This is a genomic window from Croceivirga lutea, from assembly GCF_014235875.1.
Taxonomy (GTDB): Bacteria; Bacteroidota; Bacteroidia; order Flavobacteriales; family Flavobacteriaceae; genus Croceivirga; species Croceivirga lutea.
This window is the reverse complement of the sequence record NZ_JACJUK010000001.1, coordinates 418,743-437,262: the sequence shown is the minus strand read 5'-3', so window position 1 is coordinate 437,262 and position 18,520 is coordinate 418,743. Positions and strand designations below refer to the sequence as shown.

Annotated in this window: 17 protein-coding genes and 1 pseudogene; 11 read left to right on the top strand and 7 right to left on the bottom strand. The window is 37.1% G+C overall.

What is annotated here, in order from left to right; genetic code table 11:
* Positions 1–106: 106 nt before the first annotated feature.
* From H5V42_RS02005 to H5V42_RS01955, 11 genes are all read left to right on the top strand, one after another.
* Positions 107–2,044 (top strand): hypothetical protein, encoded by a 1,938-nt coding sequence (locus H5V42_RS02005; protein WP_185781440.1) that lies wholly within the window; start codon positions 107–109, stop codon positions 2,042–2,044.
* 3 nt (positions 2,045–2,047) lie between these two features.
* Positions 2,048–2,872, top strand: coding sequence for a DUF2490 domain-containing protein (locus tag H5V42_RS02000; RefSeq protein ID WP_185781439.1), 825 nt, complete (start codon positions 2,048–2,050; stop codon positions 2,870–2,872).
* 13 nt (positions 2,873–2,885) lie between these two features.
* Positions 2,886–3,806, top strand: coding sequence for an MORN repeat-containing protein (locus H5V42_RS01995; protein WP_185781438.1), 921 nt, complete (start codon positions 2,886–2,888; stop codon positions 3,804–3,806).
* Positions 3,807–3,872: 66 nt separating this feature from the next.
* Positions 3,873–5,513, top strand: coding sequence for an N-acyl-D-amino-acid deacylase family protein (locus H5V42_RS01990; RefSeq protein ID WP_185781437.1), 1,641 nt, complete (start codon positions 3,873–3,875; stop codon positions 5,511–5,513).
* Between the two features lie 6 nt (positions 5,514–5,519).
* Positions 5,520–6,650, top strand: coding sequence for an NAD(P)/FAD-dependent oxidoreductase (locus tag H5V42_RS01985; RefSeq protein WP_185781436.1), 1,131 nt, complete (start codon positions 5,520–5,522; stop codon positions 6,648–6,650).
* Positions 6,647–7,354, top strand: coding sequence for a class I SAM-dependent methyltransferase (locus tag H5V42_RS01980; protein ID WP_185781435.1), 708 nt, complete (start codon positions 6,647–6,649; stop codon positions 7,352–7,354). Before H5V42_RS01985 ends, H5V42_RS01980 begins: the two co-directional genes overlap by 4 nt.
* Positions 7,351–8,406: a type III polyketide synthase gene (locus H5V42_RS01975; protein WP_185781434.1), complete on the top strand. Its 1,056-nt coding sequence runs from the start codon at positions 7,351–7,353 to the stop codon at positions 8,404–8,406. The genes H5V42_RS01980 and H5V42_RS01975 overlap by 4 nt, the downstream gene beginning before the upstream one ends.
* Complete coding sequence (locus H5V42_RS01970; RefSeq protein ID WP_185781433.1) at positions 8,400–9,185, top strand: SDR family NAD(P)-dependent oxidoreductase; 786 nt, start codon at positions 8,400–8,402, stop codon at positions 9,183–9,185. Before H5V42_RS01975 ends, H5V42_RS01970 begins: the two co-directional genes overlap by 7 nt.
* The gene (locus tag H5V42_RS01965; RefSeq protein WP_185781432.1) at positions 9,185–9,634 is read left to right on the top strand and encodes a 3-hydroxyacyl-ACP dehydratase FabZ family protein; all 450 of its coding nucleotides are present in this window, start codon (positions 9,185–9,187) and stop codon (positions 9,632–9,634) included. Before H5V42_RS01970 ends, H5V42_RS01965 begins: the two co-directional genes overlap by 1 nt.
* A complete protein-coding gene (locus tag H5V42_RS01960) occupies positions 9,627–10,898 on the top strand; it encodes a beta-ketoacyl-[acyl-carrier-protein] synthase family protein (protein ID WP_185781431.1) in 1,272 nt (423 codons plus the stop codon). The genes H5V42_RS01965 and H5V42_RS01960 overlap by 8 nt, the downstream gene beginning before the upstream one ends.
* On the top strand, positions 10,899–11,144 hold the full coding sequence (locus tag H5V42_RS01955; RefSeq protein ID WP_185781430.1) for a phosphopantetheine-binding protein: 246 nt from the start codon (positions 10,899–10,901) through the stop codon (positions 11,142–11,144).
* Positions 11,145–11,174: 30 nt separating this feature from the next.
* Here H5V42_RS01955 and H5V42_RS01950 read toward each other — a convergent pair whose 3' ends face one another.
* From H5V42_RS01950 to H5V42_RS01920, 7 genes and pseudogenes are all read right to left on the bottom strand, one after another.
* Positions 11,175–13,400: a carbohydrate binding family 9 domain-containing protein gene (locus H5V42_RS01950; RefSeq protein ID WP_185781429.1), complete on the bottom strand. Its 2,226-nt coding sequence runs from the start codon at positions 13,398–13,400 to the stop codon at positions 11,175–11,177.
* 1,092 nt (positions 13,401–14,492) lie between these two features.
* Complete coding sequence (locus tag H5V42_RS01945) at positions 14,493–14,861, bottom strand: VOC family protein (protein ID WP_185781428.1); 369 nt, start codon at positions 14,859–14,861, stop codon at positions 14,493–14,495.
* Complete coding sequence (locus H5V42_RS01940) at positions 14,861–15,070, bottom strand: GDCCVxC domain-containing (seleno)protein (protein WP_185781427.1); 210 nt, start codon at positions 15,068–15,070, stop codon at positions 14,861–14,863. Before H5V42_RS01940 ends, H5V42_RS01945 begins: the two co-directional genes overlap by 1 nt.
* The gene (gene merTP, locus H5V42_RS01935) at positions 15,070–15,657 is read right to left on the bottom strand and encodes a mercuric transport protein MerTP (RefSeq protein WP_185781426.1); all 588 of its coding nucleotides are present in this window, start codon (positions 15,655–15,657) and stop codon (positions 15,070–15,072) included. Before merTP ends, H5V42_RS01940 begins: the two co-directional genes overlap by 1 nt.
* Positions 15,654–16,034, bottom strand: coding sequence for an ArsR/SmtB family transcription factor (locus H5V42_RS01930; RefSeq protein ID WP_185781425.1), 381 nt, complete (start codon positions 16,032–16,034; stop codon positions 15,654–15,656). The genes merTP and H5V42_RS01930 overlap by 4 nt, the downstream gene beginning before the upstream one ends.
* Before the next feature lie 162 nt (positions 16,035–16,196).
* Positions 16,197–18,149, bottom strand: coding sequence for a heavy metal translocating P-type ATPase (locus tag H5V42_RS01925; protein ID WP_185781424.1), 1,953 nt, complete (start codon positions 18,147–18,149; stop codon positions 16,197–16,199).
* A pseudogene (locus H5V42_RS01920) lies at positions 18,146–18,508 on the bottom strand (DUF3703 domain-containing protein). Before H5V42_RS01920 ends, H5V42_RS01925 begins: the two are co-directional and overlap by 4 nt.
* Positions 18,509–18,520 lie beyond the last annotated feature (12 nt).

The window sequence follows — 18,520 nt, the reverse complement described above, 5'->3', positions numbered from 1 at the left end:
GTAGTTAACATACAAACACTTATATCTTCAATTGGTATAAATTAGTTTGTGTGTTCGGCTAAATATCTGTTAAGTTTGCAGCCTTGCAGAACTATAAAAAGGCGTTATGCCACAACCAAAAAGAACACTAAAAATTACCCTTTCTGCTTTGCTATTGTGGAGTGTAGTAGGTTTACTTACGCTATCAGCACAAGAAAAGCAGCATTTTTCTGGGCCTTACCAAATTGGAAAATACAAGGGAGAAGCCGATTTTACATTTACCATTCAAGAAAACGATTCCATTTTAGAAGGGTCGTTTTTAATGCAAAAGTCCAGTGCTAAAGCCTTGTTGGCTGATGGTGATGATTCCTTTTCTTTTGTTGGTAATTTTACTAAAGGTAAACCTACTGGATTCTGGAAATTGCAGTCTGGCAGTTACCAATCGGGTAATGGAGGTCAGGTGGTAGATTACCAATACCAACTAAATTTAAACGGAGTTCAAAATTTAGCCTCCGGTACTATGATTGCTGGTAAACCTGATGGCGAGTGGATTATAACTGTTGATTCCATTGAAAATTCTAAGGTTAAGACCAATCTTTTTAAAAGTCAAATAGAGTTTAGCGAAGGAAAACCGGTAAGTAATTTCAAATTAGAAAATGAAAACTACACGCTTATTGGCCGAGTGCTTCGTAACGGCCTAGCCCATGATGAGTGGACCCTTTTTGCCAACGATGCTATTGATCCACAAGAAACTTGGACCTTTGAAAATGGAACTTTAGTTAAGGTATCTGTTTTAAATAATTCCGAAACTGTGTCCACTCCACTGTTTTCAACCAGTGAAAATGAATTGGTAGAATCCAAACTCAATAAACCCTTCTTAGCGTTTGTTTCTGGATTAATTGCTAAAAAACAAGGAAGTAGTAGTGCAATTACTTCGGTTTTAATTAAAAATAGCACGTATTATAAGGAAGTAGAAAACATCTTTACCGCTCTGGGTACTGCTGAATTTCAACCCAATTTCAAAATAAAAGTTCCTTACTACCCTATAGATACTGTAGAAACAAGGTTAGCAGCATCAATTACGAAAACATATCAAAAGGCAGATTCATTAACATCCAGCATTGTAACCAATTCGCATTTAAACATTGTAAAGCGTTCCAATTCAAGAGTACAGTTTTTGTATGCAGTAGTAGAACAATTAAAGAGTACGTTCCTACAACCGTTAGCACAAGTAGTACAGTTAGAACAGAACGAACTCTTACCTTATGTAAATCGAAAGAATTTAGTTGCTACCTATTGGGTGAACCCGCCAACAAAAACCATAACTACAACTATTTCTGGTAGTACCGAAACGTTTTCTGCACCAAATACGGATATGCTAGATTTTACGGGTGGTGATTTACAAACGGTTGCTAACTATTCAGAATATACATTAAAAGCGCTACAAGCTATCTACGATGAATTAGCGCAAGATATTAAGCAAGGTGAGCAATTAGCAAGTTTAGCAGCGCTAGAAGAAAAATTACTTTCTAGAACCAATGTAATTGAACAGGTATTAAAAGCAACAGAAGGAGAATTACCTGAAACGCACACTAAGGCCATACAAGCCTTAAAAGATTTTGCAGAAAAAGAACTTAGTATTTATGCTGCAATGCCCGAGGGTGGTAATAAACTTAGGTTTGGTCAACAATTAGAACAGTGTTTAGCACAACTTGACCAGCTTGCAGAATACATTGCTGATGAACCTGCTAGCTATGCCGAAGTGCAACAACTGTATACAGACCAGGTGTGGAATCCGTTTATGTATATCATCATGGATGAAACGGTGAAAAAAAGATTAACCGGGGCTTATGAGAGTGTACTTAGGCCGTATTTTTTTGAAACTATAACTACGAATTTAGATTGTTCTAAAACTGAAAATTTGCTCTCGCAATTCAAAGGTTCAATAGTAGCGTTAAAACGTCTGAGAAAAGAAGATACGCGTAAACTGGAACGTAAATTAAAAAGAGAAAAAGACCCAAAGGTGGTACTGCAATTGTTTAACCTTGAAAACAACGCAGAGTAAGCCATGAATAGTATTTTTAAAACCTTTGGATGTCTATTGTTGTTGGTTTTTACTAACATTTTAACCACATACGCACAAGATAAAACTGAGCTTCCAGAAGAAGCAGTATATAAAGACCCAAAAACGAAAGTTTGGTTAAATACCTACGGTAATATTCGTATCTCTAAACGCCTTTTTTGGGATGCACAAACCCATTTTCGCTTTGAAGAAACTAAAAACACCCCGTTTTTAGGTCAAGTAGGACAAATATATAATCGCCATGCAATTGGCTATATCTACTCTAAAAAAGTTAGTTTCAGAGCTGGTGGGGTAGTTCGTATTAACTTCAATACAGACGAAAGTTCAACTGATAGAAACGTGGTGCCCGAATGGCGTATTTGGCATCAATACCAGTTTGCACAGCCTGTTTATACGGCTATGATTTACCATCGTATTCGTATTGAACACCGATGGACACAAGGTTTTGCAGAAAATAGCGAATACATCTTCAGAAATCGTTGGCGGTATATGTTTAGAGCTAAAATTCCGTTAACGGGTCACAAATTAGAACCTAAAACCTTCTACGTTTCCCCAGAAGCAGAATTGATTATGCAAAGCGGTAAGGCTGTAGTTGCTAGTCCAATGGAAGATTTACGTTTAACCACTACCATAGGATACATTCTAACACCACGCTTAACCTTTGCTGCGGGTGCTATGTATTCGCAAGGACAAGATTTAGCTAACGGTGGGTTTTATAAACAAAACTGGACCCTGCGTTTTCATATGTATTACTCCCCAGACTTTAGAAAAGTTAAAAATAAGTTACCTGCCATCCATTTCGACGATTAACGCGTATATGTAAATGAGAACACCAGAAAAACCACCAATGAGCAGAAAAGCATTTTCTATTGTTACTACCATTTTACTCGTAGGGGCCATTGCCTATGGCACTTACAACCATTTACAGGTAAAAAAATTAGAAACTACGCTAGCAGAAAAAGAAATGGCTAATAAAGTTGCTTTAACAGCAATGACTGAGGCCGGTGAGCTTAATACTATTGATCAAATGTTGGTAGATGGTGAGGAATACAGTAAAGCCTTAGAAGCTTATCAAAATAAATACCAATCAGAAGAAGCTATTCAAAAAGAACAATTAAAATGGCGTATGGCTCTAGCAGAAAAAATGCTCGCGCTAAAACGTATTGCTAAAAACGAAGCACTAGCTGCCAAAGATACTAATGTTGATGATGCCGAAGCGAATGCCCTAGCCAATGAATTGCAATTGAACCAAAAAGACTCCCTTAAATTTGCGCTAGAAAAGACTAAAATGCAGCTAAAACGTCTTCGAAAACAATTGAACAACAAGTCAGAAGGCGAGTACCTTACGTTTAAAACACATAAGGGTAGTAAATTACATTATGTAGGGCACGTTAACAACGGTAAAGCTAATGGCTATGGTGTGGCTATTTTAAGCACTGGTAGTCGTTACCAAGGCTACTGGAAAGATAATTTGCGACACGGCGAAGGTACTTTTTACTGGTCTGATGGTGAATATTATGTTGGCGAGTATAAAAACGATAAACGCCACGGCTTAGGCACATATTACTGGCCAAATGGCGAAAAGTATGTAGGCTCTTGGCAACAGGATAAACGTTTTGGTCTTGGTACATTCTATGCAAAAGATGGTAGTGTTGTGGCCAAAGGCACTTGGGAAAATGATAAACTAATTAGTGAAGTTAAAAAAACTCGTGCTGATAAAGAAAACGCCGTAGCTACCCGATAGTTTCCTATTATATTTTACAGCTTCCTTTTACCTAGAAATTAATACCTTAGGAAAAATCAATTTTCCATGAGAGTATTGTTTTCTTTTTTCGCACTTATTTTCATTTTTGGCTGCCAACCAAAAACCACCTACGATATTGTTTTACAAAACGGACAGTTATATGATGGGGAAGGGGGTGAACCCTATATTGGCGACATTGGTATTAATGCCGATACTATTGCATTTATTGGTGAAGCTAAATCTTTACAAGGCAAAGAAATTGTGCCTTTAAACGGCTTGGCAGTTGCACCAGGTTTTATAAATATGTTAAGCTGGGCTAATGTTACTTTATTAGAAGATGGTCGTTCGCAAAGTGATATCCGCCAGGGGGTTACTTTAGAGGTTATGGGTGAAGGGCGTTCTATGGGGCCTTTGAACCCAGCAATGAAAGAAAATATGCAAAACGACCAAGGCGATATCAAATTTGATGTGTCATGGACAACCTTAGGTGAATATTTACAGCATTTAGAGGACAAAGGGGTAGCTACAAATGTGGCTTCTTTCGTAGGTAATGGTACGCTGCGTACGCATGTGATTGGATTTGATAACCGTGAAGCCACCGAGGCTGAAATGGAAGAAATGAAACGCTTAACCCAACAAGCTATGGAAGAAGGTGCCGTTGGTATTTCTAGTAGTTTACTGTATGCTCCTAGCATGTATGCAAGCACTGAGGAGTTAATTGAATTGTCAAAGGTGGCTGCGCACTATAACGGAATGTATATTTCGCATATCAGAAATGAGGGTGACCAATTATTAGAAAGTCTAGAGGAACTTATTCAAATTGCTAAGGAAGCCGATGTTAGGGCAGAAGTGTATCATTTAAAAGCATCTTCTAAACAAAATTGGGCTAAACTAGATACCGCCATTGCAAAAATTGATTCCGCGAGAACAGCAGGTTTACAGGTTACTGCAGACATTTATACCTATAACGCCAGTTCAACCGGACTACATGTACAATTACCTGATTGGGCTCGTGAAAACGGGGTAGCGGCTATGTTAGAACGCTTAGAAGACCCTAAAAATAGAGAACGTGCTATTGCCGAACTAGAATTTAGAAACGGACCCGAAACCATTCTTTTAGTAGGTTTTAAAACGGAAGAAATGCGTAAGTATTCAGGTATGTATTTGCATGAAGTCGCCCAAGAATGGGAAAAATCGCCTCAAGAAACACTAGTAGATTTATTACTACAAGACCAGAGTAGGGTGCAGGTAGTGTATTTTTCTATGGATGAAGAAAATATTAAAAAGAAAGTGGCGCTACCCTGGGTAAGTTTCTGTTCTGATGCTGGCTCCTACACCAACGAAGGTGTTTTTATAAAGCAAATGACACACCCTAGGTCTTACGGGTCATTTATAAGGGTTTTGGGTAAGTTTGCTCGTGACGAAGGTGTGATTACATTAGCAGAGGGTATTCGTAAACTAACTTCACTTCCTGCAGATAATTTAAAACTTAAAAATCGTGGCCGATTACAACAAGGTAATTTTGCTGATATTGTTGTTTTTGACCCTGATAAAGTTACTGACAAAGCAACGTTTACAGCGCCACACCAATATGCGGAAGGGATTGTGCATGTATTTGTTAATGGTGGTCAGGTATTAAAAAATGGAGAACATACGGGAGCTACTCCAGGTAGATTTGTAAAAGGACCTGGTTATGTTGCTAATTAAATACGTATGACGATTTACGATGTTATCATAATTGGTGGTGGCGTAGCTGGTTTATCTGCCGCATTAACGTTAAAAACCCCTAATAACAACATACTGCTACTAGAAAAACAGCACTACCCAAGACATAAGGTCTGTGGGGAATATATATCTAATGAGGTATTGCCTTTATTAGACTATTTTGAAATTGATGTTTTTGAAAAAGGTGCTGTGGCTATCTCTAGAATGGGGATAAGCTTAAAGTCTGGTAAAGCTATTCAAAACGTTGATTTACCCTTAGGTGGATTTGGTATTAGCAGATATTCTTTAGACTTGGCTATGTATGAAAAGGCTGTCGCCAAAGGTGTGCATTTTGAATTTGATACGGTAACTGCTGTAAGTTTTGAGAACAACTTGTTTAGTGTTAATTCTGGCACTAAAACGTTTACGTCTAAATTAGTAATTGGCGCTCAGGGCAAAAGGTCTAACCTTGATAAGCATTTTAATAGAGATTTTATTACTCAAAAAACAGAATGGATTGGTATAAAAGCGCATTACACTGCCAAGAATTACGACCCTAGTTTGGTGAGTTTACATCATTTTGAGGGCGGTTATGCCGGTTTGTCAATGGTGGAGGGTAACAAAGTTAATTGTTGTTACCTCTGTTCTACGAATAACTTTACCGCATCGGGTTCTATTGCTAATTTTCAAGAAAAAGTAGCAGCACAGAACCCCTATTTAGATTCATTTTTTAAGTCGGCCGAAATGGTGTTTGACAAACCAATTAGTATTGCCCAAATTTCCTTTGCACCAAAAGACTTAGTTTATAATAAAATTTTGTTTTGTGGTGATGCGGCCGGTTTAATTCATCCGCTTTGCGGTAATGGTATTGCCATGGGGCTTCATGGTGGGTATTTGTTAGGTAACCTTTGTCTCTACTATTTAAATGGTAGTATAGATAGCCAGGAAGCTTTAGCCAATACCTATACCCAGCTATGGAAAAAAACCTTTTCAAAACGGCTACAAGAAGGGAGGCGACTCCAAAACCTATTACTTAATAAGAACATAAATTCAGTGCTCTTAGAAAGCTTTAAAACCTTTCCAACTTTACTTCAAAAAGTGATTAAAAGAACCCACGGAAAGCCTATATTTATAACATGAGTTTTTCGCAACGAAGCGAAGAGTTAGAAATTTTGGACCGCACCAGTCCTCCTGTTTTCGAACTCGGAATTATTTATAAAGATATTTCTACTTGCAATCGTCTGTTAGGGGCCCATAACGCCTTACTAAAAGAGATTAAACGATTAAACATACCAAAAAACGAAGCCTTTATTATTCAAGATATTGGTTGTGGTAATGGAGAATTACTTCGGTATTTAGCGCATCATTTAGCCACTGAATTTCCTTTAATCAAATACCATGGAATTGATTTGAGTGCTACGATTATCGAAGAGGCTAAAACATTAGCTTCAGAATTTAAAAATATTTCTTTTAGTCAGTTAGATGTTTTGAAGGTTGAGCCCCCTGTAGCAGATTTAGTATTGATTTCGCTTACCTTACATCATTTTTCATCAGATGTTATACCTCAATTAATTCAAAATATAGCTGGTACTGTAAAAAGGTATATTCTCATTGCAGATTTACAACGCAGTCGCTTAAGTTATTTTTTGTTTGGACTTTTTGCTGCTGTTTTCTTAAAACACCCTATTGCCGTGGCAGACGGAAAAACATCCATAAAAAAAGGCTTTATCAAAAAAGAATTAGTAGCTTTTAGCTTGAAACTTCCCAATTATAAACACGACATAGCTTGGAGATGGGCATTCCGTTATCACTGGCTCATAACCCTTAACACGACAAATAAATGAGTGATGCAAAACTAATAGCGGTAACCCGTACATTACCTAAATATCAGCGAAAAACTGCTGAAATCATTCCTTTTGTTTCTGATTGGCTAGCTTCAGAAGGGGAGCGGTATACCCGTAAGGCCATCAAAATATTTGAAGGGTCTGGTGTTGAAACGCGCTACGGAATTATGGATGTGCAAGATGTGTTTACACCAACAGATATTGAAGAGAAAAACGCACGTTATATGCAGGCATCTAAAGAAATGGGTGCTAAGGTTTTAAAAGATGCACTTGAACAAGAATCATGGGACCCGCAAAGTTTAGATTTTATAATCACGGTTAGCTGTACGGGTTTTATGATTCCGAGTTTAGATGCGTATCTAATTAATGAACTCCATTTAAATACAGCTGCAATTCGTTTACCTGTAACTGAAATGGGCTGCGCTGCTGGTGTTTCAGGACTTATTTACGCTTTACAATTTTTACAGTCTAATCCAGAAAAAAGGGGTGCAATTGTGGCTGTAGAATGTGCATCTGCCACGTTTCAACATAACGATAAGAGTATGGCCAATGTGGTAAGTACTGCCTTGTTTGGTGATGGGGCTTCTTGTGTACTTGTTTCGAGTAAAGAAGAGGATAAGGGTCCTAAAATTAAGGCTGGTGGTATGTATCACTTCCCGGATAGTACACATCTTATGGGTTTTAAATGGTCTAATACCGGATTACAAATGATATTAGACCCAGATGTTCCAGAAATGATTGCGAGTCATTTTCCTAAGATTATTCCGCCATTCTTAGAAGCCCATGGTTGGGATATTGCTGAACTAAATCATTTAATTTTTCATCCTGGAGGACGTAAAATTGTAAGTACTGCGGAAGCTATTTTTAAAGCTTACGGTAAAAATTTAGACCAGACCAAAGCGGTTTTAAAAGACTTTGGAAACCTTAGTAGCGTTACAGTACTTTTTGTACTTTATGAGTTTATGCAACTAAAAAACCCTGCTGGCACTAAGGGACTAATGCTCAGTTTTGGACCCGGTTTTTCTGCACAACGAATTTTATTAGAATGGTAAAGCTTAAGAATAAATGGATTCTAATTTTAGGCGCAAGTAGTGGACTTGGCCTAGCTTCTGCTCAAAAATTAGCTGCAGAAGGCTATCATTTGCTTCTTGTTCACCGAGACCCCAGAATACAATTAACTGAAATTCAAAAGACTTTTGATGCGCTGAAAATCAATGGTATTAAAGTGATTTCTTTTAATAGCAATGCTATGGATAAGAAAAAATCGGAAGCCGTTATTGCAGAGATTTCAGCAGCATTAGGAGCACAACAAATTTATGGGGTATTGCATAGTTTGTCTAGAGGTAATGTAAAACCTTTAACAATGCCCAACGCAAAAGGTTTATCTGTAGAAGATATGGAACTCACGCTAAACGCCATGGCGCTCAGTTTATACCAATGGACTCAAGCACTTTTGGCGAAAAACTTATTTAAAAAAGAAGCCCGTATAATTGCTTTTACAAGTGAAGGCGCTCGTAGACTAACTAAAGGGTATACTGCGGTGGGCATGGCAAAATCGGCTTTAGAAACCCTAATAAAAAACATGGCGGTACACTATGCGCCATTGGGTATACATTGCAACTGTATTCAAGCTGGGGTGTGTGACACCCCTTCTTTACAGCGACTGCCAGATTATGCGAAAATCGTTTCCCATACCAAAGAACGCAATCCGCATAAGCGATTAACAAAATCAACCGAAGTTGCCAATGTGGTTTATTTGTTATTGCAACCTGAAGCCTCATGGATTAATGGCACCATACTAACTGTAGATGGTGGAGAACACTTATGTTAATGGATACTAATTATATACGCGACTTATTACCTTTTGACCATCCGTACTTGTTCGTGGATACCATAACTAGTGTTACTCAAGAAAATATTGTTGGTTCGTATACCTTTAAAAAAGATGAGTTTTTTTATAAAGGACATTTTAAAGATAATCCGGTTACTCCGGGTACGATACTAACAGAATGCTGTGCGCAGCTTGCTTTGGTTTGTCACGGTTTGTTTTTAAGTAACGCGAATTCTGATATGGTAAAATCAAGACTGTTTTTTCTAGCTTCTTCTGAAATGGATTTTTATTCGGTAGTGCTTCCTAATGAAAAAGTAATTGTAACCGCAGAAAAAATCTATTTCCGATTTGGAAAACTAAAATCTAAGGTTAAAATGACCAAAGAGGACGGTACCTTAGTCTGTAAAGGTGTACTTTCTGGAATGCAAAAAAATACTGAAGATGGGTAGGAGAGTAGTAATAACAGGTATGGGCGTCTGTAGTCCTTTAGGCAATACATTATCGCAATTTACCACTAATCTTTACGAAGGTAAAAATGGTATTCGCTTTTGGGAGGAGTTGGCAGCACTCAATTTTTCTTGTCAGTTAGGAGGGAAGCCAGACCTATCAGAAATTGAGCTTACCAACTATTTTGCGAAGAACCAATTAAACGGTCTCCAATCTACAGGTATTATTTATGGGATGATTGCCGCCACAGATGCAGCAACTCAGGCACAAATTCAACCAAGTGATTCAACCAACTGGAATTTAGGCGTACAATTTGGAACGGGAATTTCTGGTGTTGCTAAATTCAGAGAGGCCATCTATAAAATTGATGAAAGTAATGTACGTCGATTAGGCAGTACCTCTGTCTATCAAACCATGAGCAGCGGAGTGAGTGCCCTTATTGCCGGTAAATATGGGGCTGGTAATGTCGTAGCTACCAATTCTTCTGCCTGTTCTAGTGGCGTAGAAGCGCTGTTATTGGGTTTTGAACGTATACAACACGGAAAAGCCACCCAAATGTTGGTTGGTAGCACAAGTGATAGCGGCCCTTATATTTGGGGCGGATTTGATGCTTTACGGGTCTTACCCAGAAAATACAATGCGGAACCTGAACAGGCGAGTAGACCCATGAGTGCTTCGGCAAGTGGTTTTGTGCCGGCTAGTGGAGCTGCGGCCTTTGTTCTTGAAGATTTGGAAACTGCACAAAAAAGAGGGGCTACCATACTGGCAGAAATCGTAGGCGGAAATGTAAATTCTGGCGGAATGCGCAGTGGTGGTAGCATGACTGCTGCCAATCCGGAAGGTATTCAGCGTTGTATACAGGCGGCTCTTAACAATGCACAAGTAGAAGCTCACCAAATTTCTAGTATTAATGGGCACCTTACAGCAACCACAAAAGACAGTTTTGAAATCGCGCAATGGAAAGAAGCACTTGGATTAGCAGCAGCTGATTTTCCGCCTATAAATTCATTTAAAGGGCATTTTGGGCATGCATTAGCGGCCAGCGGAGCTATAGAATGTGTAGGGGTAGTGCAACAATTGGTGACTCAGCAACGCTTTGGGAATCGGAATATTGAAGAAGTACATCCCCAAATTGTACACTTGGTACCTGAAGAAAAAATTACCTTTTCGTCTTCAACCTATCCTCAAAATTATATAATTAAAGCAAGTTTTGGTTTTGGCGATGTCAATGCATGTATTATTTTTAAACACTATCAGAATACCTAAATGGAACACCTTACAAAGCTCAAAGCTATCATAGAAAAATACCTACCTGAAGATGTTGATGTTGCATCAATACAATTGGAGAGTAAATTTATTGAAGAACTCAATATTAATTCAGCGCATTTAGTGGACATTGTTTTAGATGTTGAAGATGAATTTGATATTATGCTTGAGAATGAAGATATGGACAAGATGAAATCTGTACAGGATGCCTTATCCATAATTGAAGCCAAAATCAAAGCGGCTTAATTTTTAGTATAACTTAGAATCTTTTCTTCGCTAGCGTAAAATATCAAACCGATGCGTATATTTTATGGTAAGCGTTTGATTGTTTAAAAAGTCTAACGGATTATCGTCTTTAACAATATTTAAAACCACAAACAGTCCCGTATTCGCATTTTGTAACCAACCAAAACGTGCGTTTACCGAGGTTATTTCAGAAACATTATTACGCTGAATTAAACTCTGCAGAAATATTCGTGGAGTAAAGCTATACGCCAAACGCAGTCCGCCAACAAGCGCTGTGGTATTGCCGGTTTCCAACTGAATATCATTATGACTCATAGTAAGTGAAGACACAAACTTATTACCAATTCTAAAGTTAGCTGTACCACTGTTAGAATACCGTTTACCGTTAAAATAGCCACCAATAAATGTTCGTGTACTTAGTGAAAATGCATTGTTTGGATTCGTTATAAGAATAAACTGCAATTCTTCATTTTTGTACTCACCAATAGGTACCGATACATCAGAAATATTGAAAGGTGAAAACACCCGCTCTTGTGTAAAATTGATTCCGGTATGGATTTCGAATCCGCTTCGCCACACCCAGTGATTATCTACATGTAAAAATCCAGTAACCTGTTCATCATTAAAGTTCCAATAACCCCGATAGGAGACGTGCGGACGCATTTCTAAGAAATCGCCGTCACCTTTAACCCGATGTGCTTTAAAGATTAAAAACTCTGGTTTTTTAAAGGCGGAACGCTGTAAAAAGCCGACTTCCGGATTAAATCCTGGAGCAACTTCGGTATAACCCGCTCTAAGATTCCAGCCGTTCCAGTCGTAGTTTGCTAACAATTTAAAAGCATGGTCTTTTTCACCAATAGATGGGGTAGTGCTCTTGGCGAAAAATCCGTTTACTTCTGCTTTATTGCCAATGCCCCATTTACCATCAACCGCAAAAACACGATTATAATCATCGTCTAAACCTGCTAGTCCTTGCCGATTTACAAAAATACCACCCAAAGAGCTTCGGGAATTGCCAAAATTATGATTAACCCTAGCTACTGAGAAGTTGTTTTCTGTAATGCCAACAGACTCAATATCTTCTGTAAACATGCTCAGTAACCCTACGTTGGTTTGACCAACTTTACCTGAAACCCGAGCACCACCAATGATAGGAACAACACTACCGTCTGGACCTAAACCGATTCGGCGACTAAAAAACAAATCCACTTCGCCAGGACTTCCTACGGAAAACTGCCCTGCATTTTCTAAGAAAAAGGCACGTTTTTCAGGAAAAAAGAGGTTAAAACGGTCTAAATTTACTTGTTGGTCGTCTACTTCAACCTGAGCAAAATCAGTATTATAGGTTAAATCTAAAGTGATACTAGGGGTAATACTGTACTTAACATCTAAACCTGCTTCAGCATTGGTTTCTGTCTCACTAGGCGAAACCGATTGGTCATTGATTCCTTGAACTAGGGCATAGGGTATCAATTTTAAATTTCCTGGATTACGCAAATTGAGTCCCGTAAGTTTCCCCGCTAAGGCCAAGCGTTTTAAGTCAAATCCTAATGGGAGAGAAGTCCAATAGGCCGTTTCAGTATTTTTACTAATGTTGCGTTGAAAATTGAGTCCCCAAGTTTTATTGTCACCAGCGGCAAAACGCAAGGAGCGAAACGGTATAGCAAACTCCGCACTCCAGCCATAATCGCCTAATTGGGTTTTTACTGACCAGGTAGCATCCCAGTTAATATTGGTACCCCCAATAACGCCGCCTTGCTGACGATTGGCATTAAAATTTCCTTTGCCTTCGTTGTCTATTTGCGCATCGTATTCCATGCCTTGGGCGTTGGTGCCAAAGAGGAAGCCATTCTGCTGGTCGTTATAGGTGTCAATGATAAAAAGAAAGCTATCCTCATCATTTAAATCGGCATCTCGGCGAGAGTCAGACACTACAATTTTCTGAGGTTCTGAATCGTAACACACTACAGCCACATAAAAGGTAGTTTTGCTGTAGGCTACACGTATTTCTGTCTTTTCAGACACCGGTTTACCAAAAGACGGCTTTAGTTGAACGAGCTCTTGAGCTAACGGAACAGTGGCCCATAAGGCCTCTGAACGAATTTCACCATCGATAACTGGTTCTTGTTCTAAAAAGGTAGCTTGGTAATACGGGCGATTAAAATTTTGGTTACTAGGAGTAGACTGTGAAGTACTCTGTACACTGTATAGTCCTGCAATTACCAAAAGTAATTGCTGAAATTGGTAAAATTTCATGTGGTTTGGTATTGGTTGACTAAATATACATTTCTTTTTGGTGTACTTGGCTTAATTAATTTAGAATGAGAATGCGTTACCTTATAAAGTAGTTTAATGTTAAACTAAACATAAAGTGGATAAAGAAGAAGAAGTAATTGAATAAAAAGTAGTGAAAGGTAAAGGGGTTTGACTATAAAGAAATATTAATATTTGACATAATATAAATTATGATACAAAGTTAAGCGTAAGTATTTAAGGGTCAACATCTTGGTTGTAATTCATAATTCTATATTATGTAAAATATCCCTTAACTCTCTGAGAATCAATTAAAATTTAGAACAGGGTCATTAAACTTTTTTAAGCGGTGTCTGCGACGCATATTTTCATTTGTACCATAATTAGCCGTTATGTAAAATAGCCGCTACCAAGCGCTCGATTGCTTTTTAAAATCAAATTGCTCAGGCAATTTATTTTAAACACAATTTGCCATCGCTTGCCAACGCCATTAAAAGCTCAACTTTACGTATTTATTGAAGCCTTTGATTTACTTGAATATTTGGAGAAGAAAAATTTCAGGGGCGTCATGTCAGCTTTCCGCAACAGCTAACGGCAGTATTTTTAAAGGTCTGGTAGACCTTTTAAAATATGAGCGCGTTGGAGCGCTGGCAAAACGAGATAATTTCTTGGCACTTGCTCACATCCTCCTCCGAATCAGCATTTTTTTGTTGGCGTCCATAACATTATGTCAAATAGAATTTCAGCATTGTAACCTGTAAGCGTTTAGTTTTATCTTTTTTTTCTTGATACGGCAAAGTATACTTTGAGCGAGATGATGCGGCTGCGAAACAAAAAAATGCCAACGCTCCAACCCGCCACCAAAAGCAATCAGCCACTGGCTAATTTCTTTTGTCACGTAGATAATTTTGGAAACAATGTACGGCTCAGTCGCTATATTTTAGGATCCATTGTAACTCTTAAGACCTAGAATATTAAGAAATTTACTTATTACAAAAAGTGCCTTCCTCTCTCTCGTGCCTCGTTCGTCGGAGGCAATAAAAATATGGCCGCTCCCCTCACCTATTGTTTTGCCAAAATTCTCTTAGGCCAAGGTTATTCATTAAATTGACAAAAATGCCATAAAACACCAGAAGGGTCATGCATAAACAGTTCCCTTCCCCAATCAAAAGTTTTTATTTCAGTAAAACGAACATATTTATATTTGTTGTGAAGACCTTTTGCAAGTAATTCTTGCTCACAAGATTCTATATCGTCAACTTCCAAAAATATCATTGAATTGTGCAACCATTTTTTGACGTAATACTTTTGCAAATAAAACGCCAAACTTTCATTGACTTTAAATAAGGACATTTTATCATTTAAAATGATTTCTTCAAAACCAAGCTCTCGATAGAACGTTCTAGATTCATCATATCTCTTTGCACCAATAAACGTTCTTATATTTTTAGCCTTATAGCCCATTAATTACAACAACTTTTGTTTTCTTGAATTGGAGGACAAGCTACGGTTCCATAGGAGCAAAATACACAACAATCACCTTCTTTAGGTCTTAATACTTCTTTGCAATTTTCACAATCATAAAAGAATTGACAAGCCGTTATAGGCATCTCTTCCTCTTTTTCATGACCGCATTTTGGGCAGGTAATTGTGGATTTCAGGAGCACTTCCATTATTCTATAATTTTATATCCAGTTTTGCCAACGGCAACTTCAATTTGATTATTGGTAACTTTTCCTCTATCAAATTTTACTATTGTATTACCATTTTCGTAGTTAGCTTTAACTTCAATTATTCCATCGAGCTTATTTACTTCACTTTCTATATGTACTTCACACCCAGCACAAGTCATTCCGCTTATCTTATATTCGACCACGTTGACATCTGATTCGCTTACGTAAACAACTTCCTTTTTATCGCTTGGAAAGAATATTTCTGAATAATTAGGAAATGCTAACATTAACCCTGTAAAAAGAGTAATTAAAAACAGAAACTTTTTAGAGCTAATAAATTTTGGATTATCATCTTCACATTCACAATCAATCTCTTCTTTTTTAGGCTTTAATTTTTGATACCAAACTATTGCTAAGAGCAAAATTGTAATCGCTATTAAATACGGTCTAAATGGTTCAATCCACGAAAATGTTGATGCAATTCCGCTGGTTCCCGCAATTAATGCCAATACAGGTGTAATGCAACATAATGAAGCTGCAATTGCAGTAATAATGGTTGTTCCGATTAACTTCTTTTCTGAACTCATAATTCACTATCTTCTAAAACTTTACTCTTATCCAATATTTCAAAAAATGGAGTTAACAATGTTAGTTTGTCTTCCGAAACTGAATAAAAGATTGTTTGCGCTTCCTTTTTAGAATAAATAAGGTTTCTATCCTTAAGCTTTCTCAAATGCTGTGATATAGCCGAAACATTCATTTCTAAAACGTCACTTAAATCACAAACACATAAACGACCTTCTTTATTCAGCAAATACAATAGTTTCAATCTAACCGAATTTCCAGTTAAACTTAAAATACTTGAAAGGTCTTGAAAAGAAGTATCTAATTTTTGAACAACTTCTCTACAATTCATTATTTGTTTGGCATCGGCTTCTAGCCTTATGCAAATGTCATTCTTCATAAATCAAAAATATAATTATTTTCTTATTTAAGCAAATACTAAAATATTGTAGATATTTTGGACTAGTATTCCATTTTATACAGATTGCCACTTCGCTCCCCTCGCCTATTGTTTTGCCAAAATTCTCTTAGGCCAAGGACAAAATAGTAACCGATATAAGTGCTAACTCCAACTCATTCGTTGTAATCGAACTGCATTTAAAATTGCTAATAATGCTACTCCTACATCTGCAAAAACAGCTTCCCACATTGTGGCTAAACCACCTGCTCCTAAAATCAAGACAATAACTTTAACACCAAATGCTAAAATGATATTCTGCCAAACAATTTTACGTGTAGAACGACTAATCCTAATAGCCCTCACTACTTTTGATGGTTGGTCTGTTTGAATAATGACATCTGCTGTTTCAATAGCTACATCACTACCTAAACCACCCATTGCAATACCAACGTTACTTGCTGCTAAAACAGGTGCGTCGTTTATACCATCACCTATAAAAGCTATTTTGTTTTCAGGATTTTTCTTTAAAATTTCAACTTCGTTTAACTTATCTTCTGGTAATAAACCACCTTTAGCATTTTCAATATTTAGTTCTTTAGCGACTTGTTGAGTAATGGAATCTTTATCACCAGAAAGCATCATAATATTTTTAATGCCTACTTTGTGTAATGCTGTAATAGTTTCTTTTGCATCTTCCTTTAATTCATCTGCTATGACTACATAACCTGCAAATTGATTATCGATTGCAACTAATACTATCGATTCTACAATAGATTCCGTTTCAGATGGAACATTTATATTATTCGCAGTCATTAAGGCTTTATTTCCTACTAAAACTGTTTTATCATTAACAACGCCTTTTAAACCTTTACCTGCAATTTCAGACACTTCGGAAGCTTCATAATCTTCACCTTCTGCTTTATACTCTAAAATGGCTTTTGCAATTGGATGCGTGGATTGCTCTTCCATCGCCATTAAGTATCGCATAAATTCGGTTTCATTCCAACCGATTGCTTTTACTTCTTTAATTTTAAATACACCTTTGGTAACGGTTCCAGTTTTGTCCATTACCAAAGTATTTATCTTGGTCATTGCATCTAAAAATGAAGCACCTTTAAATAATATTCCATTTTTGGAAGCTGCTCCCAATCCACCGAAATATCCTAATGGAATTGAAATCACTAACGCACAAGGACAAGATATTACCAGGAAAATTAATGCTCTGTATAACCAATCTCGAAATACATAATCATCTACAAAAAAGTAAGGTATAAAAGTTACGCCAATAGCTAAAAACACAACAATTGGTGTGTAGATACGAGCAAACTGCCTAATAAATAATTCTGTTTTAGATTTACGTGCTGTAGCATTTTGAACCAAGTCTAATATTCTCGCAATAGAACTATCTTCAAAGGTGTTGGTTACCTCAACTTCAATAACACTTTCCAAATTGATACTACCTGCGTAAACCTTTGCATCTTTCTGAATAGAATCTGGTTTGCTTTCTCCTGTTAAAGCTGCTGTATTTAACGATGCTTTTTCGGATAATAAAATACCATCCAATGGAATTTTTTCACCTACTCGAATTTGTATTTTCTCGCCAATATTTACAGCTTCTGGCGACGCACTTATATAATCACCATCACGAAATACATTAGCTTCTTTTGGTCTAACATCCAATAAGGCTTTAATGTTTCCTTTTGCTCTATTAACTGCTGCGTTTTGAAATAATTCTCCTACTGCATAAAATAGCATTACTGCAACACCTTCAGGATATTCACCAATAATAAACGCACCAATTGTGGCAATAGACATCAAAAAGAACTCGGTAAAAACATCGCCTTTTATAAGGCTTTTCCATCCTTCTTTAATTACAGGAAACCCAACTGGAATATATGCTAAAGTGTACCAAACTACTCGAATCCATCCTTGAAATTGAGGAATCGCATCAAAATAATCTACAGCGATACCTACCATTAACATAACAAAACTTATAATAGCAGGAATGTATGTTTTGAATGCACTTCCATTTCCGTGGTCGTGACCATCATCGTGAGAATGTTGTTCTTCTGAATTTGGTTTTAAATCTCTTAAATTGACTTTCTTTTTTTTCATTTAATATCTAATAATTTTTCAATGTCATTGGGAATAGGCATCCGTTTTAATGGTGGCACGTTTGCTCCACCTGTATTACCAAGTGGAACGTGATTTATAAATGATTTCCAGCCACCCACAAACAACCTAACTATTTGACCTATTACTTCTTTAGTATCTTTTTGTCTAAATCCAAATTTTAGCATTAACCAATGTGAATAGGTATGTTCTATTGGATAAGATTGCCCTATGATATGACTGCGTTCTAAATGATACCAAGCATTGCCAAAATGCTTATTTTCTTAACAGAAACTGTATAGTTTTAATTCTTCGTTATACGCCTGTTTAAGATGTTTAGGTATTTTAGTATTAAACTTCATATCCACTAATTT

Bases quoted from the DNA above. Each gene is read 5' to 3' on its own strand.
- H5V42_RS02005 (WP_185781440.1), top strand. From the start codon at position 107: ATGCCACAACCAAAAAGAACACTAAAAATTACCCTTTCTGCTTTGCTA.
- H5V42_RS02000 (WP_185781439.1), top strand. From the start codon at position 2,048: ATGAATAGTATTTTTAAAACCTTTGGATGTCTATTGTTGTTGGTTTTT.
- H5V42_RS01995 (WP_185781438.1), top strand. From the start codon at position 2,886: ATGAGAACACCAGAAAAACCACCAATGAGCAGAAAAGCATTTTCTATT.
- H5V42_RS01990 (WP_185781437.1), top strand. From the start codon at position 3,873: ATGAGAGTATTGTTTTCTTTTTTCGCACTTATTTTCATTTTTGGCTGC.
- H5V42_RS01985 (WP_185781436.1), top strand. From the start codon at position 5,520: ATGACGATTTACGATGTTATCATAATTGGTGGTGGCGTAGCTGGTTTA.
- H5V42_RS01980 (WP_185781435.1), top strand. From the start codon at position 6,647: ATGAGTTTTTCGCAACGAAGCGAAGAGTTAGAAATTTTGGACCGCACC.
- H5V42_RS01975 (WP_185781434.1), top strand. From the start codon at position 7,351: ATGAGTGATGCAAAACTAATAGCGGTAACCCGTACATTACCTAAATAT.
- H5V42_RS01970 (WP_185781433.1), top strand. From the start codon at position 8,400: ATGGTAAAGCTTAAGAATAAATGGATTCTAATTTTAGGCGCAAGTAGT.
- H5V42_RS01965 (WP_185781432.1), top strand. From the start codon at position 9,185: ATGGATACTAATTATATACGCGACTTATTACCTTTTGACCATCCGTAC.
- H5V42_RS01960 (WP_185781431.1), top strand. From the start codon at position 9,627: ATGGGTAGGAGAGTAGTAATAACAGGTATGGGCGTCTGTAGTCCTTTA.
- H5V42_RS01955 (WP_185781430.1), top strand. From the start codon at position 10,899: ATGGAACACCTTACAAAGCTCAAAGCTATCATAGAAAAATACCTACCT.
- H5V42_RS01950 (WP_185781429.1), bottom strand. From the start codon at position 13,400: ATGAAATTTTACCAATTTCAGCAATTACTTTTGGTAATTGCAGGACTA.
- H5V42_RS01945 (WP_185781428.1), bottom strand. From the start codon at position 14,861: ATGGGCTATAAGGCTAAAAATATAAGAACGTTTATTGGTGCAAAGAGA.
- H5V42_RS01940 (WP_185781427.1), bottom strand. From the start codon at position 15,070: ATGGAAGTGCTCCTGAAATCCACAATTACCTGCCCAAAATGCGGTCAT.
- merTP (WP_185781426.1), bottom strand. From the start codon at position 15,657: ATGAGTTCAGAAAAGAAGTTAATCGGAACAACCATTATTACTGCAATT.
- H5V42_RS01930 (WP_185781425.1), bottom strand. From the start codon at position 16,034: ATGAAGAATGACATTTGCATAAGGCTAGAAGCCGATGCCAAACAAATA.
- H5V42_RS01925 (WP_185781424.1), bottom strand. From the start codon at position 18,149: ATGAAAAAAAAGAAAGTCAATTTAAGAGATTTAAAACCAAATTCAGAA.